The organism is Sporosarcina sp. SAFN-010, from assembly GCF_059415065.1.
This window is the reverse complement of sequence record NZ_JBPFDS010000012.1, coordinates 1-24,210: the sequence shown is the minus strand read 5'-3', so window position 1 is coordinate 24,210 and position 24,210 is coordinate 1. Positions and strand designations below refer to the sequence as shown.

27 protein-coding genes and 6 tRNA genes are annotated in these 24,210 nt (G+C 42.8%); 28 read left to right on the top strand and 5 right to left on the bottom strand.

Annotated elements, in window-relative coordinates; translation table 11 throughout:
• Nucleotides 1-123: 123 nt before the first annotated feature.
• On the bottom strand, nucleotides 124-333 hold the full coding sequence (copZ, locus tag ACR65F_RS13475; protein WP_039044402.1) for a copper chaperone CopZ: 210 nt from the start codon (nucleotides 331-333) through the stop codon (nucleotides 124-126).
• A gap of 14 nt (nucleotides 334-347) precedes the next feature.
• Nucleotides 348-671 (bottom strand): metal-sensitive transcriptional regulator, encoded by a 324-nt coding sequence (locus tag ACR65F_RS13470; protein ID WP_039044401.1) that lies wholly within the window; start codon nucleotides 669-671, stop codon nucleotides 348-350.
• A gap of 235 nt (nucleotides 672-906) precedes the next feature.
• Between ACR65F_RS13470 and ACR65F_RS13465 the strand changes: the two genes are divergently transcribed.
• A complete protein-coding gene (locus ACR65F_RS13465) occupies nucleotides 907-1,047 on the top strand; it encodes an Lmo0850 family protein (protein ID WP_172643597.1) in 141 nt (46 codons plus the stop codon).
• Between the two features lie 40 nt (nucleotides 1,048-1,087).
• Here ACR65F_RS13465 and ACR65F_RS13460 read toward each other — a convergent pair whose 3' ends face one another.
• Nucleotides 1,088-2,269: an FtsW/RodA/SpoVE family cell cycle protein gene (locus ACR65F_RS13460; protein WP_039044400.1), complete on the bottom strand. Its 1,182-nt coding sequence runs from the start codon at nucleotides 2,267-2,269 to the stop codon at nucleotides 1,088-1,090.
• A 99-nt stretch (nucleotides 2,270-2,368) separates the two neighbouring features.
• On the bottom strand, nucleotides 2,369-3,547 hold the full coding sequence (rodA, locus tag ACR65F_RS13455; RefSeq protein WP_440504715.1) for a rod shape-determining protein RodA: 1,179 nt from the start codon (nucleotides 3,545-3,547) through the stop codon (nucleotides 2,369-2,371).
• A gap of 214 nt (nucleotides 3,548-3,761) precedes the next feature.
• Here rodA and ACR65F_RS13450 point away from each other — a divergent pair, with 214 nt between their 5' ends.
• The 6 genes from ACR65F_RS13450 to ACR65F_RS13425 all read left to right on the top strand — a co-directional run bounded on the left by ACR65F_RS13450 (nucleotide 3,762) and on the right by ACR65F_RS13425 (nucleotide 10,933).
• Nucleotides 3,762-4,829 (top strand): D-alanine--D-alanine ligase, encoded by a 1,068-nt coding sequence (locus ACR65F_RS13450; RefSeq protein ID WP_440504714.1) that lies wholly within the window; start codon nucleotides 3,762-3,764, stop codon nucleotides 4,827-4,829.
• A 12-nt stretch (nucleotides 4,830-4,841) separates the two neighbouring features.
• A complete protein-coding gene (locus ACR65F_RS13445; protein ID WP_440504713.1) occupies nucleotides 4,842-6,221 on the top strand; it encodes a UDP-N-acetylmuramoyl-tripeptide--D-alanyl-D-alanine ligase in 1,380 nt (459 codons plus the stop codon).
• A 3-nt stretch (nucleotides 6,222-6,224) separates the two neighbouring features.
• Nucleotides 6,225-6,941: an alpha/beta hydrolase gene (locus tag ACR65F_RS13440; RefSeq protein WP_440504712.1), complete on the top strand. Its 717-nt coding sequence runs from the start codon at nucleotides 6,225-6,227 to the stop codon at nucleotides 6,939-6,941.
• A gap of 340 nt (nucleotides 6,942-7,281) precedes the next feature.
• Complete coding sequence (gene cshA, locus ACR65F_RS13435) at nucleotides 7,282-8,820, top strand: degradosome RNA helicase CshA (protein ID WP_039044395.1); 1,539 nt, start codon at nucleotides 7,282-7,284, stop codon at nucleotides 8,818-8,820.
• 132 nt (nucleotides 8,821-8,952) lie between these two features.
• Entirely contained in the window at nucleotides 8,953-9,432 is a 480-nt protein-coding gene (locus tag ACR65F_RS13430; protein WP_039044394.1) for a PH domain-containing protein, read from the top strand.
• Complete coding sequence (locus ACR65F_RS13425) at nucleotides 9,425-10,933, top strand: PH domain-containing protein (protein ID WP_440504711.1); 1,509 nt, start codon at nucleotides 9,425-9,427, stop codon at nucleotides 10,931-10,933. The genes ACR65F_RS13430 and ACR65F_RS13425 overlap by 8 nt, the downstream gene beginning before the upstream one ends.
• A 437-nt stretch (nucleotides 10,934-11,370) precedes the next feature.
• Here the strand turns inward: ACR65F_RS13425 and ACR65F_RS13420 are convergent, their stop codons facing one another.
• Nucleotides 11,371-12,000: a rhomboid family intramembrane serine protease gene (locus ACR65F_RS13420; protein ID WP_039044392.1), complete on the bottom strand. Its 630-nt coding sequence runs from the start codon at nucleotides 11,998-12,000 to the stop codon at nucleotides 11,371-11,373.
• 65 nt (nucleotides 12,001-12,065) lie between these two features.
• Here ACR65F_RS13420 and acpS point away from each other — a divergent pair, with 65 nt between their 5' ends.
• The 21 genes from acpS (at nucleotide 12,066) to ACR65F_RS13315 (ending at nucleotide 24,120) form a co-directional block, all read left to right on the top strand.
• The gene (gene acpS / locus ACR65F_RS13415; protein ID WP_039044391.1) at nucleotides 12,066-12,431 is read left to right on the top strand and encodes a holo-ACP synthase; all 366 of its coding nucleotides are present in this window, start codon (nucleotides 12,066-12,068) and stop codon (nucleotides 12,429-12,431) included.
• Between the two features lie 72 nt (nucleotides 12,432-12,503).
• A complete protein-coding gene (locus ACR65F_RS13410) occupies nucleotides 12,504-13,511 on the top strand; it encodes a LolA family protein (protein WP_039044390.1) in 1,008 nt (335 codons plus the stop codon).
• A gap of 113 nt (nucleotides 13,512-13,624) precedes the next feature.
• Entirely contained in the window at nucleotides 13,625-14,749 is a 1,125-nt protein-coding gene (gene alr, locus ACR65F_RS13405; RefSeq protein WP_440504710.1) for an alanine racemase, read from the top strand.
• 146 nt (nucleotides 14,750-14,895) lie between these two features.
• Entirely contained in the window at nucleotides 14,896-15,183 is a 288-nt protein-coding gene (locus tag ACR65F_RS13400; protein ID WP_369795252.1) for a transcriptional regulator, read from the top strand.
• 4 nt (nucleotides 15,184-15,187) lie between these two features.
• Nucleotides 15,188-15,538, top strand: a complete 351-nt coding sequence (locus ACR65F_RS13395; protein ID WP_025783175.1) for a type II toxin-antitoxin system PemK/MazF family toxin — start codon at nucleotides 15,188-15,190, stop codon at nucleotides 15,536-15,538.
• A 141-nt stretch (nucleotides 15,539-15,679) separates the two neighbouring features.
• Entirely contained in the window at nucleotides 15,680-16,507 is an 828-nt protein-coding gene (locus tag ACR65F_RS13390; protein ID WP_039044388.1) for an RsbT co-antagonist protein RsbRA, read from the top strand.
• 1 nt (nucleotide 16,508) lies between these two features.
• Entirely contained in the window at nucleotides 16,509-16,871 is a 363-nt protein-coding gene (locus ACR65F_RS13385; protein ID WP_025783173.1) for an STAS domain-containing protein, read from the top strand.
• Nucleotides 16,872-16,873: 2 nt separating this feature from the next.
• Nucleotides 16,874-17,275 carry an anti-sigma regulatory factor gene (locus ACR65F_RS13380; RefSeq protein ID WP_039044387.1) on the top strand — a complete coding sequence of 134 codons (402 nt, stop codon included), beginning with the start codon at nucleotides 16,874-16,876 and terminating at the stop codon, nucleotides 17,273-17,275.
• A 12-nt stretch (nucleotides 17,276-17,287) separates the two neighbouring features.
• On the top strand, nucleotides 17,288-18,289 hold the full coding sequence (locus ACR65F_RS13375; protein WP_039044386.1) for a PP2C family protein-serine/threonine phosphatase: 1,002 nt from the start codon (nucleotides 17,288-17,290) through the stop codon (nucleotides 18,287-18,289).
• An 85-nt stretch (nucleotides 18,290-18,374) separates the two neighbouring features.
• Nucleotides 18,375-18,713: an STAS domain-containing protein gene (locus ACR65F_RS13370; protein ID WP_039044385.1), complete on the top strand. Its 339-nt coding sequence runs from the start codon at nucleotides 18,375-18,377 to the stop codon at nucleotides 18,711-18,713.
• Nucleotides 18,700-19,176, top strand: coding sequence for an anti-sigma B factor RsbW (gene rsbW, locus ACR65F_RS13365; protein WP_039044384.1), 477 nt, complete (start codon nucleotides 18,700-18,702; stop codon nucleotides 19,174-19,176). The genes ACR65F_RS13370 and rsbW overlap by 14 nt, the downstream gene beginning before the upstream one ends.
• Nucleotides 19,151-19,936, top strand: a complete 786-nt coding sequence (gene sigB, locus ACR65F_RS13360; RefSeq protein WP_025783168.1) for an RNA polymerase sigma factor SigB — start codon at nucleotides 19,151-19,153, stop codon at nucleotides 19,934-19,936. Before rsbW ends, sigB begins: the two co-directional genes overlap by 26 nt.
• Nucleotides 19,936-20,532 carry a SpoIIE family protein phosphatase gene (locus ACR65F_RS13355; protein ID WP_039044383.1) on the top strand — a complete coding sequence of 199 codons (597 nt, stop codon included), beginning with the start codon at nucleotides 19,936-19,938 and terminating at the stop codon, nucleotides 20,530-20,532. The genes sigB and ACR65F_RS13355 overlap by 1 nt, the downstream gene beginning before the upstream one ends.
• 67 nt (nucleotides 20,533-20,599) lie before the next feature.
• Nucleotides 20,600-22,759: a Tex family protein gene (locus ACR65F_RS13350; protein WP_440504709.1), complete on the top strand. Its 2,160-nt coding sequence runs from the start codon at nucleotides 20,600-20,602 to the stop codon at nucleotides 22,757-22,759.
• 11 nt (nucleotides 22,760-22,770) lie between these two features.
• The gene (locus ACR65F_RS13345) at nucleotides 22,771-23,229 is read left to right on the top strand and encodes a SprT family protein (protein ID WP_440504753.1); all 459 of its coding nucleotides are present in this window, start codon (nucleotides 22,771-22,773) and stop codon (nucleotides 23,227-23,229) included.
• 161 nt (nucleotides 23,230-23,390) lie between these two features.
• Nucleotides 23,391-23,465, top strand: a tRNA-Glu gene (locus ACR65F_RS13340).
• Between the two features lie 21 nt (nucleotides 23,466-23,486).
• Nucleotides 23,487-23,561: transfer RNA gene (locus ACR65F_RS13335), tRNA-Gln, on the top strand.
• A 95-nt stretch (nucleotides 23,562-23,656) separates the two neighbouring features.
• Nucleotides 23,657-23,732, top strand: a tRNA-Lys gene (locus ACR65F_RS13330).
• A 96-nt stretch (nucleotides 23,733-23,828) separates the two neighbouring features.
• A tRNA-Leu gene (locus tag ACR65F_RS13325) sits at nucleotides 23,829-23,915 on the top strand.
• Between the two features lie 24 nt (nucleotides 23,916-23,939).
• A tRNA-Arg gene (locus ACR65F_RS13320) sits at nucleotides 23,940-24,016 on the top strand.
• A 30-nt stretch (nucleotides 24,017-24,046) separates the two neighbouring features.
• Nucleotides 24,047-24,120, top strand: a tRNA-Gly gene (locus tag ACR65F_RS13315).
• Nucleotides 24,121-24,210: the final 90 nt, after the last annotated feature.

Below are 24,210 nucleotides of genomic sequence, written 5' to 3'. Positions count from 1 at the left end.
AACTCCTTTTAGATACCTATAGGGGGTATCAATTTTTGAAAAATAAAAAGCAAATAGCGATATTCGTGAACTCAACAAGGTGAAAAGAAACCGCACACGAGTAGCATACGGTTTCAGGAAAAATCACTGAACGACGTCATACCCTTGTTCTTCAATCGTCTCTTCGATTTTGCTGCGGTCTGCTTGTGTTGAGTCATGAGAAACTTGCACAGTTCCAGCGTCCAGATTAACTGACACGGATTCAACACCTGCAAGTTTACCTACATTATCTTCAACCGATTTTACACAATGGCCACATGACATGCCTTTTACTGTTAATGTTGTTTGTTCCATTTCTAATTCCTCCCTTATTTTCTCATCAATTTTGAAACTGTAATCAATAGTTCGTCGAGCACGGCATCATCACCTTCTGCAAGGCGGTCTTTCACACACCCTTTTAAGTGTCCGTCCAACAAAACTTTTGCAGCACCATTCAAGGCTGATTGCGTCGCCGCAAGTTGTGTAATGATATCATCACAATACACATCATTTTCGACCATTTTGCGAATACCACGTATTTGACCTTCCACTCGATTCAATCGGTGAATAAGATTTGTTTTGACACTATCAGGGTGATGACTTTTGCGGCAGGAAACTTCTTCAGCAACTAAAAGTTCATCATCATGGACCATATTCGTCACCTCTTTCTAATTTAATAGTAATGTACCTGTAGGGGGTATGTCAATCAAATACGTTCGCTCAATAAAATTTACAAAAAAAGAGTATTTGTAACATAATTGAAAGGTTAAAAACTTGACAATCGTGGTATAATAAAGTTAGACAAAGAAAACATCACGTTTTGAACAAAATAGAACCTTACATCCAATTCGTGCGTCCTGCACTATAGAAAGGTTGAGGTGGAACCAGATGGCGAAAGAAATCGATTTGAAGAAGATCATCACAAACTTAGCGAAGTTAGGTGTTTCCGCTACAATGACAAAATCGCGTCTAGATATGCTGAAGGCACTTACACCGCCAGCTCAGCAAGACCCGCAAATCCAACCATAACTAAAAAACACGACCTAGGAATATTCCTAGGTCGTGTTTTTTATTCTTCCTCATCCGAGTTGAACATATACGTACGGTGATGGAACTTCATGCTAAAGATCAGTCCGATGGCGAGCATGTTGCCCATCAAAGAACTACCTCCATAACTGATGAAAGGAAGGGGAATCCCCGTAATCGGAAGTAATTGAATCGTCATGCCGATATTTTCAAATACGTGGAACGTGATCATCGCAATAATCCCTGCAGCAATATACGTACTGAACGGATCCTTTAACTCCAATGCGATTTTCGTCAAATGATAAATCAGAAAGAAATATAGACAAATGACGACGCTTGCACCGAAGAATCCCCATTCCTCTCCAATAACACTGAAGATGAAGTCTGTATGGCTTTCAGGTACATACACTTCACGGTCTTTATATCCTTTACCGAAAATCTCTCCAGACCCAATTGCGTTCAATGAAGTAATCAGATGCAAGCCTTCATTTGACGAATACGAATAGGGATCGAGCCATGAATAGATCCTCTGGAACTGATACTGTTTAAATCCAAGTGACGCTAAAAAGTCTTGGGCATATAATGCCATAAAGAGCATTGTGCCTCCAATTGAAGCAGAGCCCACAAAGATTGGCAATAAGATTTTCCACGTAATGCCTGAAACGATAGTAAGAGCAGCAGTGATGGCAAGGAAAACTAACGCTGTTCCTAGATCCGTCTGCATCATTATGAAAAATAGGGGCACAATCAGGACGACGCCGATTTTTAAAAGTAACATGAAATCGGTTTGCAACGTCTTCTCTGTAAACTTCTCATGGTGTTTTGTAATGACACGAGCGAGACCGATGATGAAAAATGTTTTCATAAACTCGGCAGGCTGGATACTACCAATGCCAGGTAAGTGGAACCAACTTTTTGCTCCATTACGGCGAGCAACAAGATCCATACTTTCTGGGAGGATGAACAGCACGAACAGGGCGAAAATACCGACCCCATAAATGAGCCATGCTGCTTTTTTATATTGTTCAGGTTCGAAGTACATTGTAAAAGCAATAATAATCGAACCTACGACATACCACTGGATTTGAGACGGTATAAAGTTGGTACCATATTGTCCTGTCGTTTGAGCTGAAGAAATAGCAATAAGACTAATTGCTCCAAACATAAGTAAAAGAAAGGCTAGTGGCCAATCGAAACGGTCCGCAGATCTTTGTTGTATTTTCATAATTTGTCACCTTTGTCGTTTCATAGAGTTACAGTCACTCATTATAACCGAAAACGCCCCCGAATCCACAAGAGGAAATTTTCCTGTTTTGTTCGGTTACTATTCTTCTGTTTCAAATAAGTAATTTTGCTGGTGGAATCGTATACTAAAAATCAAACCAATTGCAAACATATTACTAAATAAGGAACTTCCTCCATAGCTGATAAAAGGAAGAGGAATACCTGTTATCGGAAGCAGTTGAATATTCATACCGATGTTTTCTAACACATGGAAAGCTAACATGGCAATCACACCTGCCGTCACATAGATACTGAACGTATCTTTCAACGTCAATGCGATTTTCGTTAAATGATAAATGAAGACGAAGAAAAGTGTGATCAATAAACTTGCCCCGATGAATCCCCATTCTTCTCCAATTACACTGATGATGAAGTCTGTGTGGTTTTCAGGAATATACACAACACTTTCTTTGAATCCTTTTCCAGTGAACTCTCCAGAACCAATCGCCGTCATCGCCTGGATCAGGTTATATCCTTCCTCACCTGGATACGAATAGGGATCGAGCCACGAATAGACACGCTTAAATTGATAAGGGTCAAAACCAAGCTTCTGTAAAAAATCCTGTGCATATATAGCCATCCATAAAAGAGTTGCTCCTAGTGTTGCGCCGACCGCCATCAACGGACCGAGCAGTTTCCATGAGATTCCAGATACAATGACGACGGCAATTGTAATCGCTATGAATACAAGAGATGTCCCCAAATCTGGTTGCTTCATTATGAAAGCAAGCGGAACCAACAACATCACACCTACTTTTCCAAGCAGCATCAAATCCATCCTGATCGATTTTTCGGGATGACGGTCATGATGAACACTAACTGTTCGAGCTAATCCAAGGATGAAAAAAGACTTGATGAACTCTGAAGGTTGAATCGTTCCAATGACAGGCAGATGTAGCCAACGCTTTGCACCTAGACGGGTTTCTGCAATCTGATCTTCACCACCTGGTGCCAACATAAGAAATACTAAAAGGAAAATTCCAAAGCCATAAAGGGGCAACGCCAGTTTTTTGTATTGTTGAGGTTCGAGCTGTATCATAACGAAAATGATAAACGCACCTAGGGCGTACCAACGTATTTGCAGGGGGATGAAATTTGTGTTGTACTGTCCAGAGTTTTGAGCAGAACCAATTGCGGTTAAACTGACGATAAAAAACAAAAATAGTAATAAAGCAAGTGTCCAGTCAAAGCGATCTGTCCACTTGGATGAAAGTTTCAAAGCGGAACTCCTTCCTAAGGAGATAATCGGTAAAGTATACCGTAGTTAGGTCAAAGATTCACGTAGTTCATAAGACGTGATCGTGGAATGATAAGTTTCTCCATTGTAAAACTTATTACTCTAACAATAGATGAAGAGAGAGGTTTTTTCTAGCTTCATCCACGGTTCATGGTAAACTAGTGAGACGAAAACTAACGGATCGAGAGGGATTATTATGAAAAAAAAGCTAGGGTTAGTCTATGGAGGAAAATCAGCAGAACATGAAGTTTCGTTGTCTACAGCGCGCGCAGCTACACAAGCAATCAATTTTGAAGCATACGAAGTGATGCCGATCTACATAACTCCTGAAGGGGAGTGGCGTACGGGCACATCTCTTGCGGCACCTGCAAAAACAATCGAAGAATTGCGTTTGGAAGGGAACGGAACAAACGAGCCGGATAGTATCGCTCAATTTCTTCAGCTAGAAAGCAAGCCGGATGTCATCCTACCACTACTTCACGGAACAAATGGGGAAGATGGAACAGTTCAAGGTCTCTTTGAAGTGATGAATATACCTTATGCGGGAAATGGTGTTCTTGCCTCATCAGCAGGGATGGATAAAGTCGTCATGAAACAATTGTTTGCTCAAGTTGGGCTTGCACAAGTACCTTATGTCCATTTCATTCGTTCAGAGTGGGAGAAAGATGAAACGCGTCTATTAGACGCTGCAGAGCAAACACTTGAATACCCGGTATTTGTAAAGCCGGCTAACTTAGGCTCAAGCGTAGGTATTAGCAAAGCGGACAATCGGGGGAGTTTGAAAGAAGCGATTTCGTTTGCGCTAAAATTCGACAGAAAAATAATTGTGGAACAAGGGGTCACGGCACGTGAAATCGAAATGGGTGTACTAGGAAACGACGAACCGGCATGTTCCGTTCCGGGGGAAATCAAGCCTGTTGCGGCATTTTACGACTACGAAGCGAAATACCAAGACGGTAATACGGAATTAGTAATTCCTGCACATGTACCTGATGACGTTGCAAACCACATGAAAGACATGGCATACCGTGCATTCAAAGTACTCGACTGTTCTGGACTCGTTCGCGCGGACTTCTTTGTAACTGAAACTGACGAAGTACTCATCAATGAAGTCAATACGATGCCTGGATTTACACCAACGAGTATGTTCCCACTACTTTGGCAACATACTGGCGTAAGTTATCCGGAACTAATTGACCGTCTTATTGAATTGGCGATCGCACGCCATGCAGAAAAACAAAAGATACAATACACAATGGATTGAGTGGGATAACTAATGAAACGAAAATTGACTGAATTAGCTAGCTGGTTGGGTGCTTCTGGACAGCTTTTAGAAGGTATTACTGTGACAGGAGCAACCATTGACTCGAGAAATATTCAGGAAGGTGAGTTGTTCATCCCATTCCGTGGAGAACATGCAAACGGTCATGTGTATGTCCGTTCAGCTATCGAAAATGGTGCAGTTGCTGCGCTATGGCTTGCCGATGAACCGAACCCTCCTGTAGACATTCCACTTATCTTTGTAGAAGATGCAGAGATTGCTTTGCAGCAACTTGCTCGTAGCTATCGCGAACAGCTCACATGTAAAGTGATTGGTGTCACGGGCTCGAACGGTAAGACATCGACAAAAGATTTACTTGCGAGTGTTTTAGGCGCGAAATTTGAGGTCCGTAAAACAGAAGGGAATTTCAACAACGAACTTGGGATGCCGTTGACAATTCTTTCCCTAGAAGAAGATACAGAAGTGGCTGTTTTGGAAATGGGCATGAGTGGTTTTGGGGAAATTTCATTCCTTTCTAAATTAGCAAAGCCTGATATCGCAATTATTACGAATATCGGTGAAGCTCACATGCAGGATCTCGGAAGTCGCGAGGGAATTGCGAAAGCGAAATTCGAAATTATCGATGGGCTTTCTTCAAGTGGAGTGTTTTACTACGATGGCGATGAACCGCTTCTTACAACGCTTGTAGATCTACATCCAGATCTCGATGCACATGCATTCGGCTATGGGGGCGCGTGTGATGTTTTAGCGAAAGATATAAAAGTGACCGAACAAGGTAGTCAGTTTACTGTTCAAGGTCAAATCGAGGGTCAATTTGTCATTCCAGTCTACGGTGAGCATCAAGTTAAAAATGCACTAGCAGCAATGCTGGTGGCTAAAAAACTAGGCATGACTGACGAATCGATCCGAAGTGCGCTACTGAATGCAGTCTTAACACCGATGCGCATGCAGCCAGTAACAGCAAAAAGTGGAGCCTTGTTCATAAATGATGCCTATAATGCCGCCCCTACGTCGTTGCGTGCAGCTTTGACGTTCATTGGCCAAACAGAACTCCGTAATGATAAGTGGGTAGTGTTGGGCGATATGCTGGAACTTGGACAAGATGAACGACATTTCCATGAATCAGTTGCTGACCAACTTGCCAACCTAGAGTTGAAGGGAATTGCCTTATACGGACCTAGAATGCATTGGTTATATGAAAAACTTTTAGCGCGAAAAACGAGTGTGGAACTGATTTGGACAGAGAATGACTATGCACCCATCGTGGAGAAACTACTTGGATCCATCAACGATCAATCCATTATCTTGTTGAAAGGATCTCGTGGGATGGCGCTTGAAAACGTGTTGAAAGGTGTACTGGAAACGGAGGCGTAATCCGTGAAAACAGGTGTAATTATTCTGCATGGATTTACGGGTGGCTCATTTGAAGTTCGCCCGTTCGTCCAGTATTTGAAGGACAAGACGGACTGGATGTTCGAAATCCCAGTATTGCCTGGGCATGAACCAGGAGGCAGACTAGCTGAAATCACTGCAGAAGCCTGGCTAATGGAAGCGGAACTCGCATACAGACGCCTGAGTAAGCAAACGGATCGAATTTTTGTGGTCGGATTTTCGATGGGAGGTCTGATTGCGCTATATCTAGCGCTTCGGTATCCTGTCGAACGTCTCGTCTTACTGAGTGCTGCTGCAAGATATATCTCACCTCGGTTATTATTAGCTGATGCTGCGATTTTACTTTCCGAGCCGGTAGTTCGACACTTCCCACCAAACACATTTTATCATTTGTATCGCTATAAACTGGCCAATACGCCGATCCGCTCTGCTTATCAATTTACACGGATTATACAACAAATTGAGCCCTATTATAGCAGGATCACAGTGCCTGTTTGTATTGTACAAGGCAAGCAGGATAGTATTGTCCCGTATTCAAGTGCCCACTTGCTCTATCATTCGCTCGGCTCTTCAACGAAGCAGCTAATCTTCTCTGATAACGGGAAACACCACATTTGTTACAGTGATGATTGCGCGGAGTGGTTTGAAAAGGTACTTGAATTTATGTGTCGGGAAGATGAACAACAGACTTGTTTAGGCTGAGTGTATAGCTTGCGATGTCGACTTTATTGTGGTAAACTAGCATGAGCATTGGATACATTTACGCAGAACTCTTCCTTTTGTGGAGAGTGCTTTTTTTTGAATAAAACGGTTTGACGGCAATGCCGCTAAAGAGGAGAATCCTCTATCGAACCGCTCGGCAAAGACCGGGCTTTCCTTTCATCCACTACATCTAAATAGTCGAGATCATAGGATGATTTCCTATATTAGATTTGTATACGTTCGGAAACATACCCAATAAGCATAAGGCTCCGATTTGCCGCGCTTTCATTTGCAAATGTAACCAATTGTCAAATGGAAAACACAAAGGAGATTGAGAAGTTTGACGAAATTTTCAGAACTTAATATCAGTAAATCTACACAAGACTCTCTAAAGAGAATGGGCTTTGAAGAGGCTACTCCAATTCAAGAAGGTACGGTTACTTTTGGAATGGAAGGCAAGGACGTCATCGGTCAAGCACAGACGGGAACTGGTAAGACAGCAGCATTTGGTATCCCTATGATCGAAAAAATCGATACAAGCAACCCTGCAGTTCAGGCACTTGTCATCGCGCCAACTCGTGAGCTTGCGATTCAGGTTTCTGAAGAAATTTATAAAATCGGTTACGGAAAACGTGCTCGCATTCTTTCTGTATTTGGTGGACAAGAAATTTCACGCCAAATCCGTGCTTTGAAAAACAATCCACAAATCGTTGTCGGTACGCCGGGACGTATTTTGGATCACATTAAGCGTAAAACATTGAAGCTTGACGGCGTTCAAACACTTGTATTGGACGAAGCGGATGAAATGTTGAACATGGGCTTCATCGAGGACATCAACTCAATTCTTGAGAATGTTCCTGCAGAGCGCCAAACATTGCTATTCTCAGCAACTATGCCTGGACCAATCCGTAAAATCGCGGAAACGTTCATGAAAAACCCTGAGATCGTTAAAATCAAGTCTAAAGAAATGACTGTTGAAAACATTGAACAGTTCTTCGTGAAGTCACAAGAACGTGAAAAGTTCGATATTCTATCTCGTTTGTTGAACGTTCAACAGCCTGAACTTGCGATCGTTTTCGGTCGTACAAAGCGCCGTGTTGACGAGCTTTCACATGCACTCAACATTCGCGGATACATTGCAGAAGGAATCCACGGTGATTTGACACAAGCGAAACGTATGTCTGTTTTGCGTCAATTCAAAGAAGGTAAAGTCGACATTTTAGTTGCAACAGACGTTGCTGCTCGTGGACTTGATATTTCTGGAGTAACTCACGTTTACAACTTTGATATTCCACAGGATCCTGAAAGCTATGTTCACCGTATCGGCCGTACAGGTCGTGCTGGTAAGAGTGGTATGGCTATTACGTTTGTAACACCACGTGAAATGGGTTACCTTCGTATTGTGGAAGAAACAACGAAAAAGCGTATGAATCCACTTCAGCCACCAACATCTGACGAAGCGCTTCTTGGCCAACAAAAAGTTGCAGTCGAGACGCTTGCTGAAGCTGTTCAAAAGAATGAGTTGAATGATTATGTTCAATTTGCAACAGATCTTCTTAGTAAATACGATGCAACTGACCTAGTTGCTGCAGCATTGAAACATTTAACAAACGAGCCAGACGCAACTCCTGTATCAATTACAGAAGAACGTCCATTGCCATCACGTGGCGGCAGCGGCGGAGGTCGTGGCGGATACAAAGGCAATCGCAGTGGCGGCAATCGCTCACACGGTGGTGGCCGTGGATTCAGTGGTGGCCAACGTCGCAGCAGCGGTGGAAGCCGTGACGGACGCAGCAGTGGTAGTCGCGATGGACGCAGTGGCGGCAGTCGTGAAGGCGGAAACCGGGATCGCTCACGTGGCGGACGGTCTGAACGCTAATCACTAACTATATAAATGGAAAGCTCGGGACGTGCACAAGAAAATGTGCATTTCCCGAGCTTTTTGTTTAGTTTTTTGAAACATCTATCTTCGTCAATCGTATACACTAGTAATAGATAGGGAGGAATCGATGTGAGAAAAGAACCTGCGAACAAACTATCGAAGAAAGGCTTAACTGTATGGCGTCTCTATGGTTGGCTGCAAACCGCTGTTGTGCTGTTGCTTGCAATAGGTGCGGGTACGTTAACTGTTATCTTTGATTGGCCATGGTGGGTATACATAATTGCTGCTTCTGTTGTCGTATTATACGGATGGCTATTCATCTATCTGTTTCCTAAGATTAGATGGTCCAGGTGGCGCTATGAAGTGAGAGAGTCAGAAATAGAATTGCAACACGGAATTTTCATCGTCACTCGTACGCTAATTCCGATGGTGCGTGTCCAACACGTTGATACGGCTCAAGGTCCGATATTGAAGAAATATGACTTGTCCGCGATATCGATTTCTTCTGCAGCGACGGTTCACTCAATTCCTGCACTAGCAACTGAGGAGGCAGATGAATTACGCAATCGTATTTCGGCGTTGGCAAAGGTGGCGGAAGACGATGTCTGAGCCGCGTTACAAACTGCATTGGGTTACGGTTTTGGTTGAAAGTCTGAAAGCTTTAAAAGAAGCAATATTACCTTTAGTGGTCGTATTGATATCGGGGAGTAGAAACAATGACTCTGGAATATGGATTCTAGACAATTGGTCTTTGGTATTAGGCGTTATTTTAGTCGTCTATTTACTTTCCAGTGGCTTCATTAAATGGCGAAGATTTTCGTACTGGTTTGAAGACGGGGAGTTGCGAATCGAATCGGGATTGTTCGTTCGGAAGAAACGCTATATCCCTTTTGAACGAATTCAAAGTTTAAATTACACAGAAGGAATTTTCCATCGTCCATTTGGACTTGTAAAAGTGCAAGTGGAAACCGCCGCTTCTTCTGGAGGAGAAGCTGAGGCAGAGTTGACGGCTGTTACCCGTGAAGATGCGGATTTGATAAAGAAACGGATTGCCGAGGGGAAGAAACGAAAAGTTGAGGAAGCAGGAGACGCACTTGAGGTTGGGATAGATAGTGCAGAATTGATTGAGGAAGAACCTGCTGAGAAGCGTGTGTTTTCTTTGAACCCGAAGCAACTAGTTCTCCTTGCCACGACGTCTGGGGGGATCGGTGTCATTTTTTCAGGGGTGGCTATATTTCTATCCCAGTTCGGTGAATTTTTGCCGCTTGATAAAGTGAGTGACGAGCTTGCTGGCCTTATTAAGTTCGGTGTATTTATTATTGTCCTCTTAGTTCTTGTGGGCTTGCTCGTCGCGTGGCTACTGTCTGTCGCGATGACGTTTTTCTCGTATTATGGGTTTACCGTTCGTGTAACAGAGGAAGAGCTGATCATAACACGCGGGCTACTCGAGAAAAAACGTACCACGATCCCGCTTAGTCGGATTCAAAGTGTAAGTTTTGTTGAAAACCCTCTTCGACAAATATTTGGCTATGGACGTGTACTAGTGCATAGTGCAGGCGCTGCAGGAGATGGTTCTAAAATTCAGCTGTTTCCTCTTGTGAAGAAGAAAGAGTTGTACGAACCTCTACAAGCTATTTTTCCTGAGCTAGATTTACGTGAGCCTGCAAAGAAACTGCCTGAACGAGGGCGTAGGTTCTACTATCGGATTGACTTCATCTGGATGATTCCGGGGATTGTGCTATTAGGCTGGTTCTTCTATCCTTATGGACTGTTTTCGCTTCTCATTGTACCCCTCGTTATGGCATTTGGAGTTTGGCAACACCGCTCGGCTGCGTATCGGGTGAGTGGCAGTCAGGTTACCATGCGCTCGCGGGGATTTAGTTTAGAAACATCCTATACGATGCGCAAAAGAATTCAATCAGCGCACTTGCGGCAAACAATTTTTCAACGTCGTAAACGGGTCGCGACCATTCATATGAATGTGAAGTCAGGTATTGGGGTTCACGACGTCCGATTGAGGCAGATGGATGTGGACGAAGCAGAGTACTTGCTGGATTGGTATGAACCTTCACGAGAGAGTGGAGAAGTGCTCTTAAATCTTGAGAAGTGATCATAAATGCTGGAAAGTGCTCATAAAGCATGAGAAGTGATCATAAATGCTGGAAAGTGCTCATAAAGCATGAGAAGTAATCATAAATGCTGGAAAGTGCTCATAAAGCATGAGAAGTGATCATAAATGCTGGAAAGTGATCATAAACCCAGGGAAGTGCTCATAAACCCAGGAAAGTGCTCATAAAACTTGTAAAGTGATCATAAACCCAGGAAAGTGCTCATAAAACTTGTAAAGTGATCATAAACCCAGGAAAGTGCTCATAAAGCTCGAGAAGTGATCATAAACCCAGGAAAGTGCTCATAAAGCTCGAAATGTGATCATAACCCAATAAAAGTGCTCATAAATCTCGAAAAATGATCATAAATCCATGTGAGTGCCCCCGCAAAACAAAAAAGACTGTCAGAAAGTCAGCAACACTGACTTTCTAGCAGTCTTTATCTCTTCGGAACAACTTTGATCTTCGGCTTGCGCCAGCTAATGATGCGCTTTGGATGGAAAATGCTTAATCCGATCAAGAAGCCGACCACCAGTCCTGCAATATGCGCAGCTGCATTAATATTAGGTCCGACAAAAGTCATGACTACACTGAGCCCGATAATTGGTAACATAATTTGGCGAAGCTGAGGTAACATCTTTTTTGTGTAATACACAAGAGCGCCAAATGCACCAAAAATCCCGAAAATCGCACCACTTGCACCGACGTGTAAATAATTGGAGTCGTAAATAAAGAACGTTGCAATGTCTCCGAAGACACCAGCCAAGAAGTACACAGTTAGAAATCGAGCCTTACCAGCTACCTTTTCCAACTCTGGTCCAAAGATGAATAAGGAAAACATATTGAATAATAGATGCATGATTCCGGAATGTAAAAACATTGGTGTGACAAGACGCCAATACTCTCCTTGTTCAATCATATAATTCGAGCCTACTCCAAAGTTCCAAATGGTATCGCCTATGATGGGTAGAAACGTGAGTAGATGAATCACGACATTAAGAGCGATAAGCGTGGACACTACAGGATATAGCCGAATGTATTGAGAAAAACTTTCAGTACGGATAAACATGACTCTCCCCCGATCTTTGTTTTAGTATACAATTTTTCGACTCTATATGGAAAGAAGGTGACTGAATGATATCAGGAATTGGTTTGGATATTACAGAACTTGACCGAATTGCAGAACTGGACAACAAATCCGATAAATTCCGCAATCGAATTCTTACGACTGAAGAACAGCGATACTACGAGAGCCTTTCCAATCACCGTCGTATCGAATTCCTTGCGGGACGTTTTGCAGCAAAAGAAGCTTTTGCAAAAGCGCTTGGAACCGGAATTGGTCCAACATGCAGTTTTCTGGATATTGCGATCTTACCTGACGATAAAGGCGCACCTATCCTATACTTTAACGGAAACCTTGTGGACGGCTTTGTTTCCATCACACATACGAAGACGGTAGCTGCTGCACAAGTAATTCTTCAAAAAATGGAACGTTTCTAACCAGCTTTGCATAAATGACTGTCCCTCCTCATAAGATGACCTACCCGATTGAAATAGGAGAGGATGACCTGAATGCGGAGCAAAATTGGATTACTGTTGATGGGTGCGGTTCTTTTGTTACTAACTGCTTGTGGAGCACCGTCGAAAGAAGATGTCGTCAAGAAATTGAGTGGTAAATGGAATGATTCCAATGGGTACGATCTTCAAGCAACGATGGAGATTAAGACTGGTGAAGAACCACGTCAATATGACGTGACAGTATGGCACACGAAGCCTGATTTTTACAAAGTGGACGTTTCTCAAAAAGGGAAAGACGAATCACAGATGATCGTACGTAACGAAGAAGGGGTTTTTGTTGTCACGCCATCCTTGAACAAGACGTACAAATTCCAAAGTGATTGGCCAGCACAAAACAGCCAGGCGTACTTAATCAGCACGTTATCTGATGATATTAAAGCGGATAAGAAGTCTACGATGACTGAAAAAGATAAGACCTATGTATTTGAAACGGCAACACGCAATAATCATAAAGCAGTTCTGCCGAAACAACAGATTCATATCGATAAGAAGACATTGCTTCCAACGCATGTATCCTTATTGGATGAAAACAAGGAAGAGAAAATCCGTGTGACATTCAAGAAAATCACTTTAGGTGTGAAGCGTAAAGCGGATGATTATAAAGTCGAGACGGAAAATATGGATCACGAGAAAAAAGATGAAAAACCGAAGGACAAAAAGGCACAACTTGAAACCTTCTATCCTTCCGCTTCCTTTGAAGGTGTCACGTTGTTAAGTGAAGAACCTGTTGCAACAGAAACTGGAACGCGTCTCTTCCTATCTTATGGTGGTGCTGGAAAAGAGTTCGTTGTTGTTCAAGAACCAGCAGCTGAAATGGATAGCCAAGTGGCAGTATCCATTGAAGGGGATCCAGTAGATCTAGGTTTCGCTGTAGCAGCTCTTTCAGGAAATACGATTCGCTGGGAACAAGATGGAGTTGCGTTTTATGTAGCCTCTGAGACCCTTAGTAAGGGAGAACTCATTCAAGTGGCTGGTTCAATGCAAACAGATGTAGTCAAGTAAATCAAACACGTCAAGCGGGTGCCGAACAATCCGGTACCCGCTTGTTATCTAGTTTGACGTACGGTGCCTTTCAGGATGATAATGAGAATACTTATTCTGAAGAGGTGATCCGCGTGACAGAATCATTTAACTATCGACCGACTCGCGCAGTAGTTGATGTGGGTGCGATTCGTGCGAACGTCAGGAACTTAAGGGAACTATTGCCTGCTGAAACGGGCATCATAGCAGTTGTGAAAGCAGATGGTTATGGACATGGAGCAGCTGAAAGTGCACGGGCTGCATTCCAAGAAGGTGCGATAATGGCGGCTGTTGCAACGCCTGACGAAGCATTGGATTTACGTGAGGCGGGTATTCAACAACCGATTCTAGTACTTGGTCCAGTACCCATTACTTTTTTAAAAGAAGCAATCCGCCAAGAGATTACAGTTACGATTCCAGGTGTTCAATGGGCGCAAGCTGCAGCTGATGAACTCAGAGGGATTAAAGAATCTTTGAATACTCATGTAAAAATTGACACAGGGATGGGTAGGATAGGCGTACGAAGTGAACAAGAAATTGTTGAATTAGTTAAAATTCTTGAAGGAACTTCGGCTATCCGAGTGGAAGGTATATTTACACACTTTGCAACTGCAGATGAGCAAGATACGAAGAGTACGGAGGAGCAATTCCGGAAATTTAATCGGCTAGTTACCTGCTTTCCGGAACGCCCGAAACTTATTCACGCTGCAAATAGCGCAGCAGCACTAAGATTTCCAGATTTTGCGCTCGATGCGGTTCGTTTTGGTATTGGTATGTATGGTATAGCGCCTTCTGAAGTGGTTGCTCGGGAACTGCCATTTCAACTTGAACGTGCATTGCGATTGGAAACGGAGATTGCATTTGTTAAGCAAGTGGATGCGAAAGAACCAATCAGTTATGGCGGTACCTACGTATCGCAACCAGGTGAGTGGATCGCAACGTTGCCAATCGGCTATGCAGATGGTTTGAAGCGCGGATTGCGCAATCAAGAAGTATTGATTCGCGGAAAACGTGTCCCGATAGTTGGAACAATCTGCATGGACCAATGTATGGTGCGATTACCTGAAAGATATCCAGAAGGCGAACCAGTTTTATTATTAGGGAAACAAGGAAATGAAGAAATTACAATGGAAGAATGGGCAACTCGTATCGGCACGATTCCTTATGAAATTGCCGTAACGATTGCTAGACGTGTACAAAGACAGTATTTTGGGGATTAGTTGGCACCTCCTACTTCTCGCACTTTCGACAAACTACCAAACCTGACTGCGCAACTTGTCGCTATATTACCTAATTTGTCTTTTCATTGTCGAACTCCAATGGTAAGATAAACATGTATAGAAATGAGGATCGGGTTTTGTCGGAGGTGCTAGAGTTGGATGCTAACCAAAACAAAAGAGAACTACTTATGGAAATCCCCACAAAAATGCTGAAACAAAATGAACAGACGATCGTCCATCAGGAGCAGCAGGGAGATTTCGTATATTACTCGGCTACGCGGTATAAGACTGATTGTGAGTTAAATGCAATCAGAGAAAAGATGATGCGCGGATATGTGGAAATGTCCCAAATCAATCTTGGAATTGCCGCTGAATGTCTGCATGCGGAATTCGAAGCTCAGCATACGGTGGAACGAATCGTAAGCGGAGGATGAAAAGTTGGCAATTAAACGCGGAGATGTCTTTTTTGCGGATTTGTCGCCTGTCGTAGGATCTGAACAAGGCGGCACGAGACCTGTTCTCGTCATTCAGAACGACATTGGGAACCGGTTTAGCCCTACAGTGATTGTAGCGGCAATCACTGCCCAGATACAAAAAGCAAAGTTGCCGACACATGTCGAAATAGATGCGGCCCGTCACGGATTCGAGCGGGATTCTGTAATCCTGCTCGAACAAATCCGCACTCTCGACAAATCGAGGCTCACAGATAAAATCACCCACTTAGATCACCAAGTTATGCAGAAAGTGGACGAAGCATTAGAAGTCAGTTTTGGCTTAACTAACTTATAGGCATACATAGCAAAGAAATCCATTCTGTCCTCCGACGGAATGGATTTTTTGTACGGAAAAGATGCTGAACGGACACTTATCCGTTATAATAGAGAACAAAGTTGTATCGCGTTTTCATCATAAGGGGGAAAAGACATCATTATGAACAGTAAAATGAGGATAATAGTAAACGAGCATATGGATGCAATTATTGAACAGTGGATTGAACTGATGAAAGAAGAGAAGGGAGAGCGTTTCTTCCATTTTATGCCTCAGCATCTTGTTGAAAAAACGAGTCGTGAGTTCACGACGTTAATGACTTCCAACATAACTGAAGGCGAAAGCGCGTTAAACAACGAACGCCTAGACGACTTTACGGAGAAAGTGATCCGCTTTGGGTGGTCGATAAAATTCGTGAACAAAGCAATCGATAATTTTGCTGCCGTTGTTTTTGAAATGCTTGAAGACGAGGAAGTCATTACCGAACAGAATCTTAGAATCTTTATGGGTGTATTCACTGGATGGATCAACCCCTTACGTGAAAGCATTATAGAAGCATATTCTATCAAATGGGAACAAACTGACACGTTGCAAAAAGTCGCGTTGCAGGAACTTTCGGCTTCTCTAATACCGGTAGTGGACAAGGTTTCAATCATGCCTTTAGTCGGAACCATCGATACAGAGCGTGCTAAGCTGATAATGGAGAATTTACTTGAAGGTGTTGTTCAACAACGAGCGGAAGTTGTATTACTAGACATTACGGGAGTTCCTGTTGTCGACACAATGGTTGCACACCATATCATTCAGGCGGCAGATGCTGTTCGTCTTGTGGGTGCAAAATGTATGTTAGTCGGAATTCGACCTGAAATTGCACAAACTATCGTTGCACTTGGCATAAATTTAAGTGATTTCACGACCACTAGTACACTTCGCAGAGGAATGCAGGAAGCACTAAGCTTAACCAACAGAGAAATAGTGGAGGTAGAGTAATATGAATGTCCGTATACCTATTTTGAAATTAGATGAAGTACTCATTGTGTCCATACAATGGGAATTAGACGACCAGACTGCGATTCAATTTCAAGAAGATTTATTGAACAAAATGCACGAAACTACTGCTAGAGGTGTCGTCATCGACTTGACCTCTATTGATTTCATTGATTCATTCATCGCAAAAGTGCTTGGTGACGTAATTAGTATGTCAAGTCTCATGGGAGCTAAAGTAGTCATTACAGGAATCCAACCTGCCGTAGCAATTACTTTGATAGAACTCGGTATTCGTTTGGAAAATGTAATGACAGCCCTGGACCTTGAAAACGGACTTACGAAGCTACGTAGAGAATTGGAGGCCTGAATATGAGCAATCGGTCTTCTGTAGAGATTTTCACGGAATGGGATATTGTTGCTGCACGACAGCTTGGTCGTAATGAAGCGAAAAACTCCGGGTTCGGAACAGTGGACCAAGCAAGAATCACAACCGCGATTAGTGAACTGGCACGCAATATTTACTTGTACGCAGGTAAAGGAAAGATAGAAATCGAGCGACTTTCGACAGATGGCATGAAGGGGATGACTATCATCGCTTCGGATGAAGGACCTGGTATTCCGGATTTACGTAGAGTTATGGAAGATGGGTTTTCAACATCTGGAGGACTAGGCGCAGGAATGCCTGGAGTAAAACGCTTGATGGACGATTTTAAAGTCGAGTCAGAGGTTGGTAAGGGTACCATAATAACTGCAACAAAATGGCTGCGATAAGGAGAGTAACAAATGCCGCAAGAAGTCGGAAAGCAATACTCTGAATTGCTTAGGAAATATATAACCCATGAGGATGAAACTGATTTATATGCTGCACAGCAAGTCAGTCGGAAGTTTATCGAAAAAAAGATTTCACCAGAAGAAGTAATTAGTCTTCATAAAACATCTGTGGAGCAGATTTTTCCTGATCTCTCTTCACGTATCGGCCCCTCTTACGACTTTTTAATAGAGATTATGATCCACTACGGATTGGCGCTAATGGAGCATCAAAGTCTCTTACGTAAACAAGAAGCGATGCAAATCGAAATGGATGTCGCTGTAAAGGTACAAGATATGCTTCTTGAGACAACAGTACCCAAAGTAGATGGCTTGGATATTGGAATAGTAAGTAAGCCCGCGAAAAAAATGAGTGGGGATTATGTCTATTTTATCGAGCAAGGTAATAAGGAAGCATGCGTTGCTGTGGCGGATGTGATGGGTAAAGGACTTCCTGCCGCACTGTGCATGTCGATGATTAAGTTCGGGATGGACAGTTTGCGGGAAAAGGCCACAGAGCCACATCACGTGTTAGAAGTCATTAACCAAATCGTTGAGAAAAGCATGGATGATTCAATGTTCATCTCCATGTTTTACGGTAAGTACGTTGAAAGTACAAGTACGTTTACGTTCGGCTCCGCTGGACACGAGCCTGCATTGCTTTATCGTGCTGCAGAAGACCGATTTGTTGAGTTGGATGCAAAAGGACTTCTACTTGGGATCAGTAAAGACGTAGACTTCCAACAAGAATCAGTGGAGTTGTTGCAGGGTGATTTCATCGTCATGTTGACTGATGGTGTAACTGAAGGTAGAAATGCTGAAGGATTTATTGACGAAGATGTCATTTTGGACATGCTACGTGATGTGAAAAACTTACCCGCACAACAAATTGTCGACCATCTTTATACAGAACTTTTCAAAATGCAAAATTACATGTTACATGACGACTTTACTCTTGTCCTCTTCAAGAAAGAATAAAAATGTTTTGTTCACACGAAATTGGGTAAACACAATTATAGAGGATTAAACTCAGTTTACAACAGAAAATATGGGGTGTGGATAAATGAATTTACAAGTTGATGTACAAGAGAAGGACTGTGTCCATGTATTTAAAATCGTTGGGGAGATTGATGCGTTTACTGCCCCAACATTAAAGGAGCGACTTGAAAAAGTTGCAGACCAACCGGAATGTCAAGCTGTGCTCGATTTTAAAGAAGTGAATTATATGGATAGTACGGGATTGGGCGTTTTTGTAGCGTTTTATAAGAAAGTGAAAGCTGTGAATGGCTCAGTTAAAATCGTCGGTTTGAACAAACGACTTAAGCGTCTATTTGAAATTACAGGTCTCGATGATGTCGTTGAGATTGAAATGGAAAGTGGGGACCCGAATGGCACCGTTTGATTACATTGAAATAAAAGTTCCTGCTAAGCCACAGTACGTCGGTGTGGCAAGGCTAACGATTTCAGGGCTAGCAAGCCGCCTTGGTTTTACATACGATGAAATTGAAGATTTGAAAATTGCTTCTAGCGAAGCGATTACAAATGCAGTACGGCATGCTTATGATGAAGATGAAGAAGGTGAAATCATCATAGGCTGTGCGTTGTATGAAGACAAACTGGAAATCATGGTAGCAGATCACGGACAAAGTTTCGATTTTGAAGAAACTAAAAAACAGGTCGGTCCTTATACTGAACAAGAGTCTGACGTTCAACTCATACGCGAAGGAGGACTTGGACTCTATTTAATGGAAACACTAATGGATGATGTAAAAGTCCATCATGAAGAAGGAGTCACTGTTTTCATGACCAAATACCTGGGCAGAGAGCGGGGCGAAGCGGATGTCAAGCAAACAGCCTACTCGTGATCCGCAAGTTCAGGAACAAGTTCTAGAGTGGATTAAACGATATCAAGAAAACGAGGATGATGAAGCGCAAACTCGACTCGTCATGCACTATGAGCGTCTCGTACAATCAATCGCTCGTAAATATTCTAAAGGTAAGTCGTATCACGAAGACATTGCCCAAGTGGGAATGCTTGGATTATTAGGTGCTATCCGTCGATATGACCCTGATTTCGGTCGTAGTTTTGAAGCATTTGCTGTGCCTACGATTATTGGAGAAATTAAACGATTTTTGCGTGATAAAACATGGGCAGTTCATGTACCGAGACGTATTAAAGAACTCGGACCACGTATTAAAGCAACCGTTGAAACGCTTACTACAGAACTTCAAAGGTCTCCGCTTGTTAGCGAAATTGCAGAGTACTTGGAAGTAGACGAAGAATCTGTATTGGAAGCTATGGAAATGGGACGTAGTTATCAAGCGCTCTCAATGGACCATACGCTTGAAGCGGATTCTGAAGGAGGTACGGTCACACTATTTGATATCATCGGATCAAAAGATGATGGATACGAAAAAACGGACCAGAGGTTGCTTGTTGCAAATGCGTTGAATGTTTTGTCGGACAGGGAGAAACAGATTATCCAATATACATATATTGAACAACTTAGCCAAAAGGAGACCGGTGAACTTCTTGGCATCTCTCAAATGCACGTGTCCAGACTTCAACGTAAGGCAATTAAGAAATTACAGGAGGCCATAGTGGCTGCGGGCGGGGCCTCCTGATGGAAGCATTCAAAAACGATCATATCGAGGCATATATTTATCAGCAGGCCAAAGGTGGAAATCGTGATTCTGGGGACGTGTACTTTCTTCACTCGGAAGAGGATTATTTTATATGTGCAATTGCGGATGGACTTGGCAGTGGAATTGTTGCCCGCCAATCTGCGGAAGTCATGCCACGTATATTAGAGGAGCATCATGAAGAATCGATTGAAGAGCTACTCAGTCGTATTAATGAGCATATGGTTCAAAAACGTGGTGCAGCGGTAGCGATTGTGAAAGTTGACTATGTGAAACATACCATTCAACATAGCTGTGTTGGCAATGTCCGGTTATATATCCGGCAACAAGACGGCAAGATGCTTTATCCACTTCCCGTGATGGGGTACTTATCCGGTCGTCCTCAAAAAATGAAGACACAGGAGTATGCATATCAAAATGGAGATTTGTTCTTCATGCACTCAGACGGTGTCGAACTAAGAAGTCCTAAAGCTTATTTATGCCAAAGTGATGATCCGCTTGCGCTATCAGAAATGGTGCGTGCAACGGTGAAACCTGGCGACGATGCGACGTTCATCGCAGGAACCCTGCTTCTATAAATTAGAAGTGGGATTTTTTGTGTGCACTTTCATGGTAAACTAAGAAGTGATGAATGGGGGAATGGAAATGTCGGAACGAATTTTAGAATTGACCGCAAAACGTGCAGAACTTCCGTTGAAACAAACTAAACAAGTCATTGCATTGTTAGATGAAGGGAATACGGTGCCATTCATTGCACGGTACCGTAAAGAAGCAACCGGCTCATTGGATGAAGTTCAGATTAAAGACATTGAAGACGCATACCAATACAGCAAAGGCTTGGAACAGCGAAAAGAGGAAGTCCTTCGACTGATCGGTGAACAAGACAAGTTAACTCCTGAACTGGAACAGCAAATAGAAGCAGCAGATGTTTTACAACGGCTTGAAGACTTATATCGTCCTTATAAACAAAAGCGTCGGACTCGTGCCATGATCGCGATTGAGAAAGGCTTGAATGGGCTTGCGGACAAACTTCTTCAATTTACAAACGAAGCTGTTGGAACGTTGGCCAAAGAGTTCATCAACGAAGAAAAAGAAGTGAATACAGTTGAGGACGCGTTAACAGGCGCACAGGATATTATTGCAGAGCGACTTGCGGATGATGCTGGGCTACGCGAGAAAATCCGTAAAATCAGTTGGTCCAGAGGAACACTCGTCTCATCCAAACGCAAAGACGCTGAAGATGAAAAAAGCATTTATGAAATGTATTACGAATATGAGGAACCTTTGTCTAAGGTTGTTCCACACCGCGTTCTCGCATTAAATCGGGGAGAAAAAGAAGATGTACTCCGAGTAACAGTAGGATTTCCCGCGGACAGAATTATGGGGGATTTGGAGAGAAGTGTTGTCAAACGGGAATCTTCTCCTGCTACACAGTATGTAAAAGAAGCATTGGAAGATTCGTTCAAGCGACTAATTGCTCCATCTGTGGAACGCGAAATCAGAGCGTCTTTATCTGAAAAGGCAGAAGCGCAGGCAATTCATGTATTTGCAGAAAATCTGAAGAGCTTGTTACTGCAGCCACCATTAAAAGGGCGAATGGTACTGGGAGTCGATCCGGCTTTTCGGACAGGCTGTAAATTGGCGGTAATCGATGAGACTGGGAAAAACCTAGAAATCTCGGTCATTTATCCACACCCACCGAAACCTCAAAAAGAGGCATCGAAACAAACAGTATTACAACTACTGAAGAAATACGACATTAAACTAATTGCGATTGGAAACGGGACGGCTTCTAGAGAAACAGAAAAGTTCATTGCAGAAACGATAAAGGAAGTCGATTCCGATGTAGCGTATGTCATTGTCAATGAAGCAGGGGCGAGTGTTTACTCTGCATCTGCACAGGCCCGTTCTGAATTCCCTGACCTGCAAGTTGAGCAACGAAGTGCAATTTCGATCGCTCGTAGACTACAAGACCCTCTATCAGAGTTAGTGAAAATTGATCCTGAATCGATAGGGGTCGGTCAATATCAGCATGACGTTGCTAAGAAGCAATTGGCAGAATCTCTTTCGTTTGTCGTTGAAACTGCTGTTAACCGTGTTGGTGTCAATGTCAACACGGCCTCTGCATCATTATTACAATACGTCGCTGGACTGTCTAAAACAGTTGCTGAAAATATTGTGAAGAAGCGTGAAGAGGAAGGTCAATTTGAAAAGAGAACGCAGTTGAAGAAAATACCTCGATTAGGTGCAAAAACCTACGAACAGGCAATAGGTTTCTTACGAGTACCTAATGCAAAGGAATTATTCGATGCAACAGGCATACACCCGGAGAGTTATGCACTCGCCGAAGATATATTACGGGAAGCTGGAGTTTCTAAGGAACAAGTTGGATCCGCAGAAGCAATTGCTGCACTCAACGATTTAAATAGCGCGGAACTCGCAAGTAAGCTGAATGTAGGAACAGTGACCGTTAACGATGTGATTGAAACATTGAAACGACCGAATCGTGACCCGCGTGATGAATATCCTCAACCTCTTTTAAAAGCGGATGTACTTGATATGAAAGATCTTCACGAAGGAATGGAAATGCAAGGAACTGTAAGAAATGTTGTAGACTTCGGTGCATTTGTCGATATAGGAGTGCATGAAGACGGACTCGTTCATATTTCGAAATTGAAAAAAGGGTTTGTGAAGCATCCTTTGGACGTCGTAGCATCAGGTGACATAGTAACTGTTTGGGTTGAGTCTGTAGATAAAGCAAAGGGTAGAATTGCCTTGACGATGTTATCACCTGCAGGGAAATGACAGTGAAAGGTATTAATCTATCGATTGATGATCTACAAGCACTTACTGAGACTCTATCCATTCAGTGGTTTCAGAAACCATTTGTTCACAAAGCTGTCTACAACAGTCGTCTTCAAACGACGGGCGGTAGGTATATGCTGTCGGATCATTCCATACAAGTGAATCCTAAGGTTGAAGATCTATATGGAACGGAAGAGCTAATAGGTGTCTTGAAGCACGAGTTGTGTCATTACCATCTTCATATAGAAGGAAGAGGGTATAGACATGGCGATTATGAATTTAAAGATCTTCTACTGAAAACTGATTCACCAAGATATTGCAAACCACTCAAGAGCCGTGAAACGTCATCTAGAAAGATTCGTATCTATATTTGTACAAATTGCGGACTTCAATATAATCGGAAACGACGAGTAGACACAAAACGATTTCGATGTGGAAAATGTCACGGTATACTAAAAGAGATTCAATAACACGAGCTTTTTAAAACGTTCAACCCTAGTCATATCAAGGGGTTGAACGTTTTTTAAAAAAAGTTTCAGGAAAACTGTTGACGAATAGTGAAAGACTGTCTATAATAATAAAAGTCGACAAGGAACAACGACGACAAACGACAAAGCAACAAACTATAAATGGCCCCTTGGTCAAGCGGTTAAGACACCGCCCTTTCACGGCGGTAACACGGGTTCGAATCCCGTAGGGGTCACCATGTTCTTTCTATCAATAATATTGGGGTATAGCCAAGCGGTAAGGCAACGGACTTTGACTCCGTCACTCGTTGGTTCGAATCCAGCTACCCCAGCCAAGTTTTTCAAACTTTGTTTGAAAAACTTAGCGAGAGACACCGCAAGATATATGGAACGATGATAATGAAACCATTATCTAATTTCAAAACTGTACGAGCCATTAGCTCAGTTGGTAGAGCATCTGACTTTTAATCAGAGGGTCGCAGGTTCGAATCCTGCATGGCTCACCATTTACTTTTAAAACTTAAATTTAAAACTTCAAACTTAACTGTTGACAAACTTTACTTATCGTGTATAATAAAGGATGTCGCAAAAATGATAAATAAGCGGTAGTGGCGGAATGGCAGACGCGCTAGGTTGAGGGCCTAGTGGGGGTTAACCCCGTGGAGGTTCAAGTCCTCTTTACCGCACCAAACATTCTTAATTAATCTTAGCGAGCGCCCGTAGCTCAATTGGATAGAGCGTCTGACTACGGATCAGAAGGTTGTGGATTCGACTTCTGCCGGGCGCGCCATAACATAATAATAATAACAATAATAATAACGCGGGTGTAGTTTAGTGGTAAAACCTCAGCCTTCCAAGCTGATGATGAGGGTTCGATTCCCTTCACCCGCTCCATAATTTATAACCATATGAACCTTGAAAACTGAACAGCAAAATGTCAACGAATTATCGTTTGGGAAACCGGTTCTGCCGGTGAAACAAACA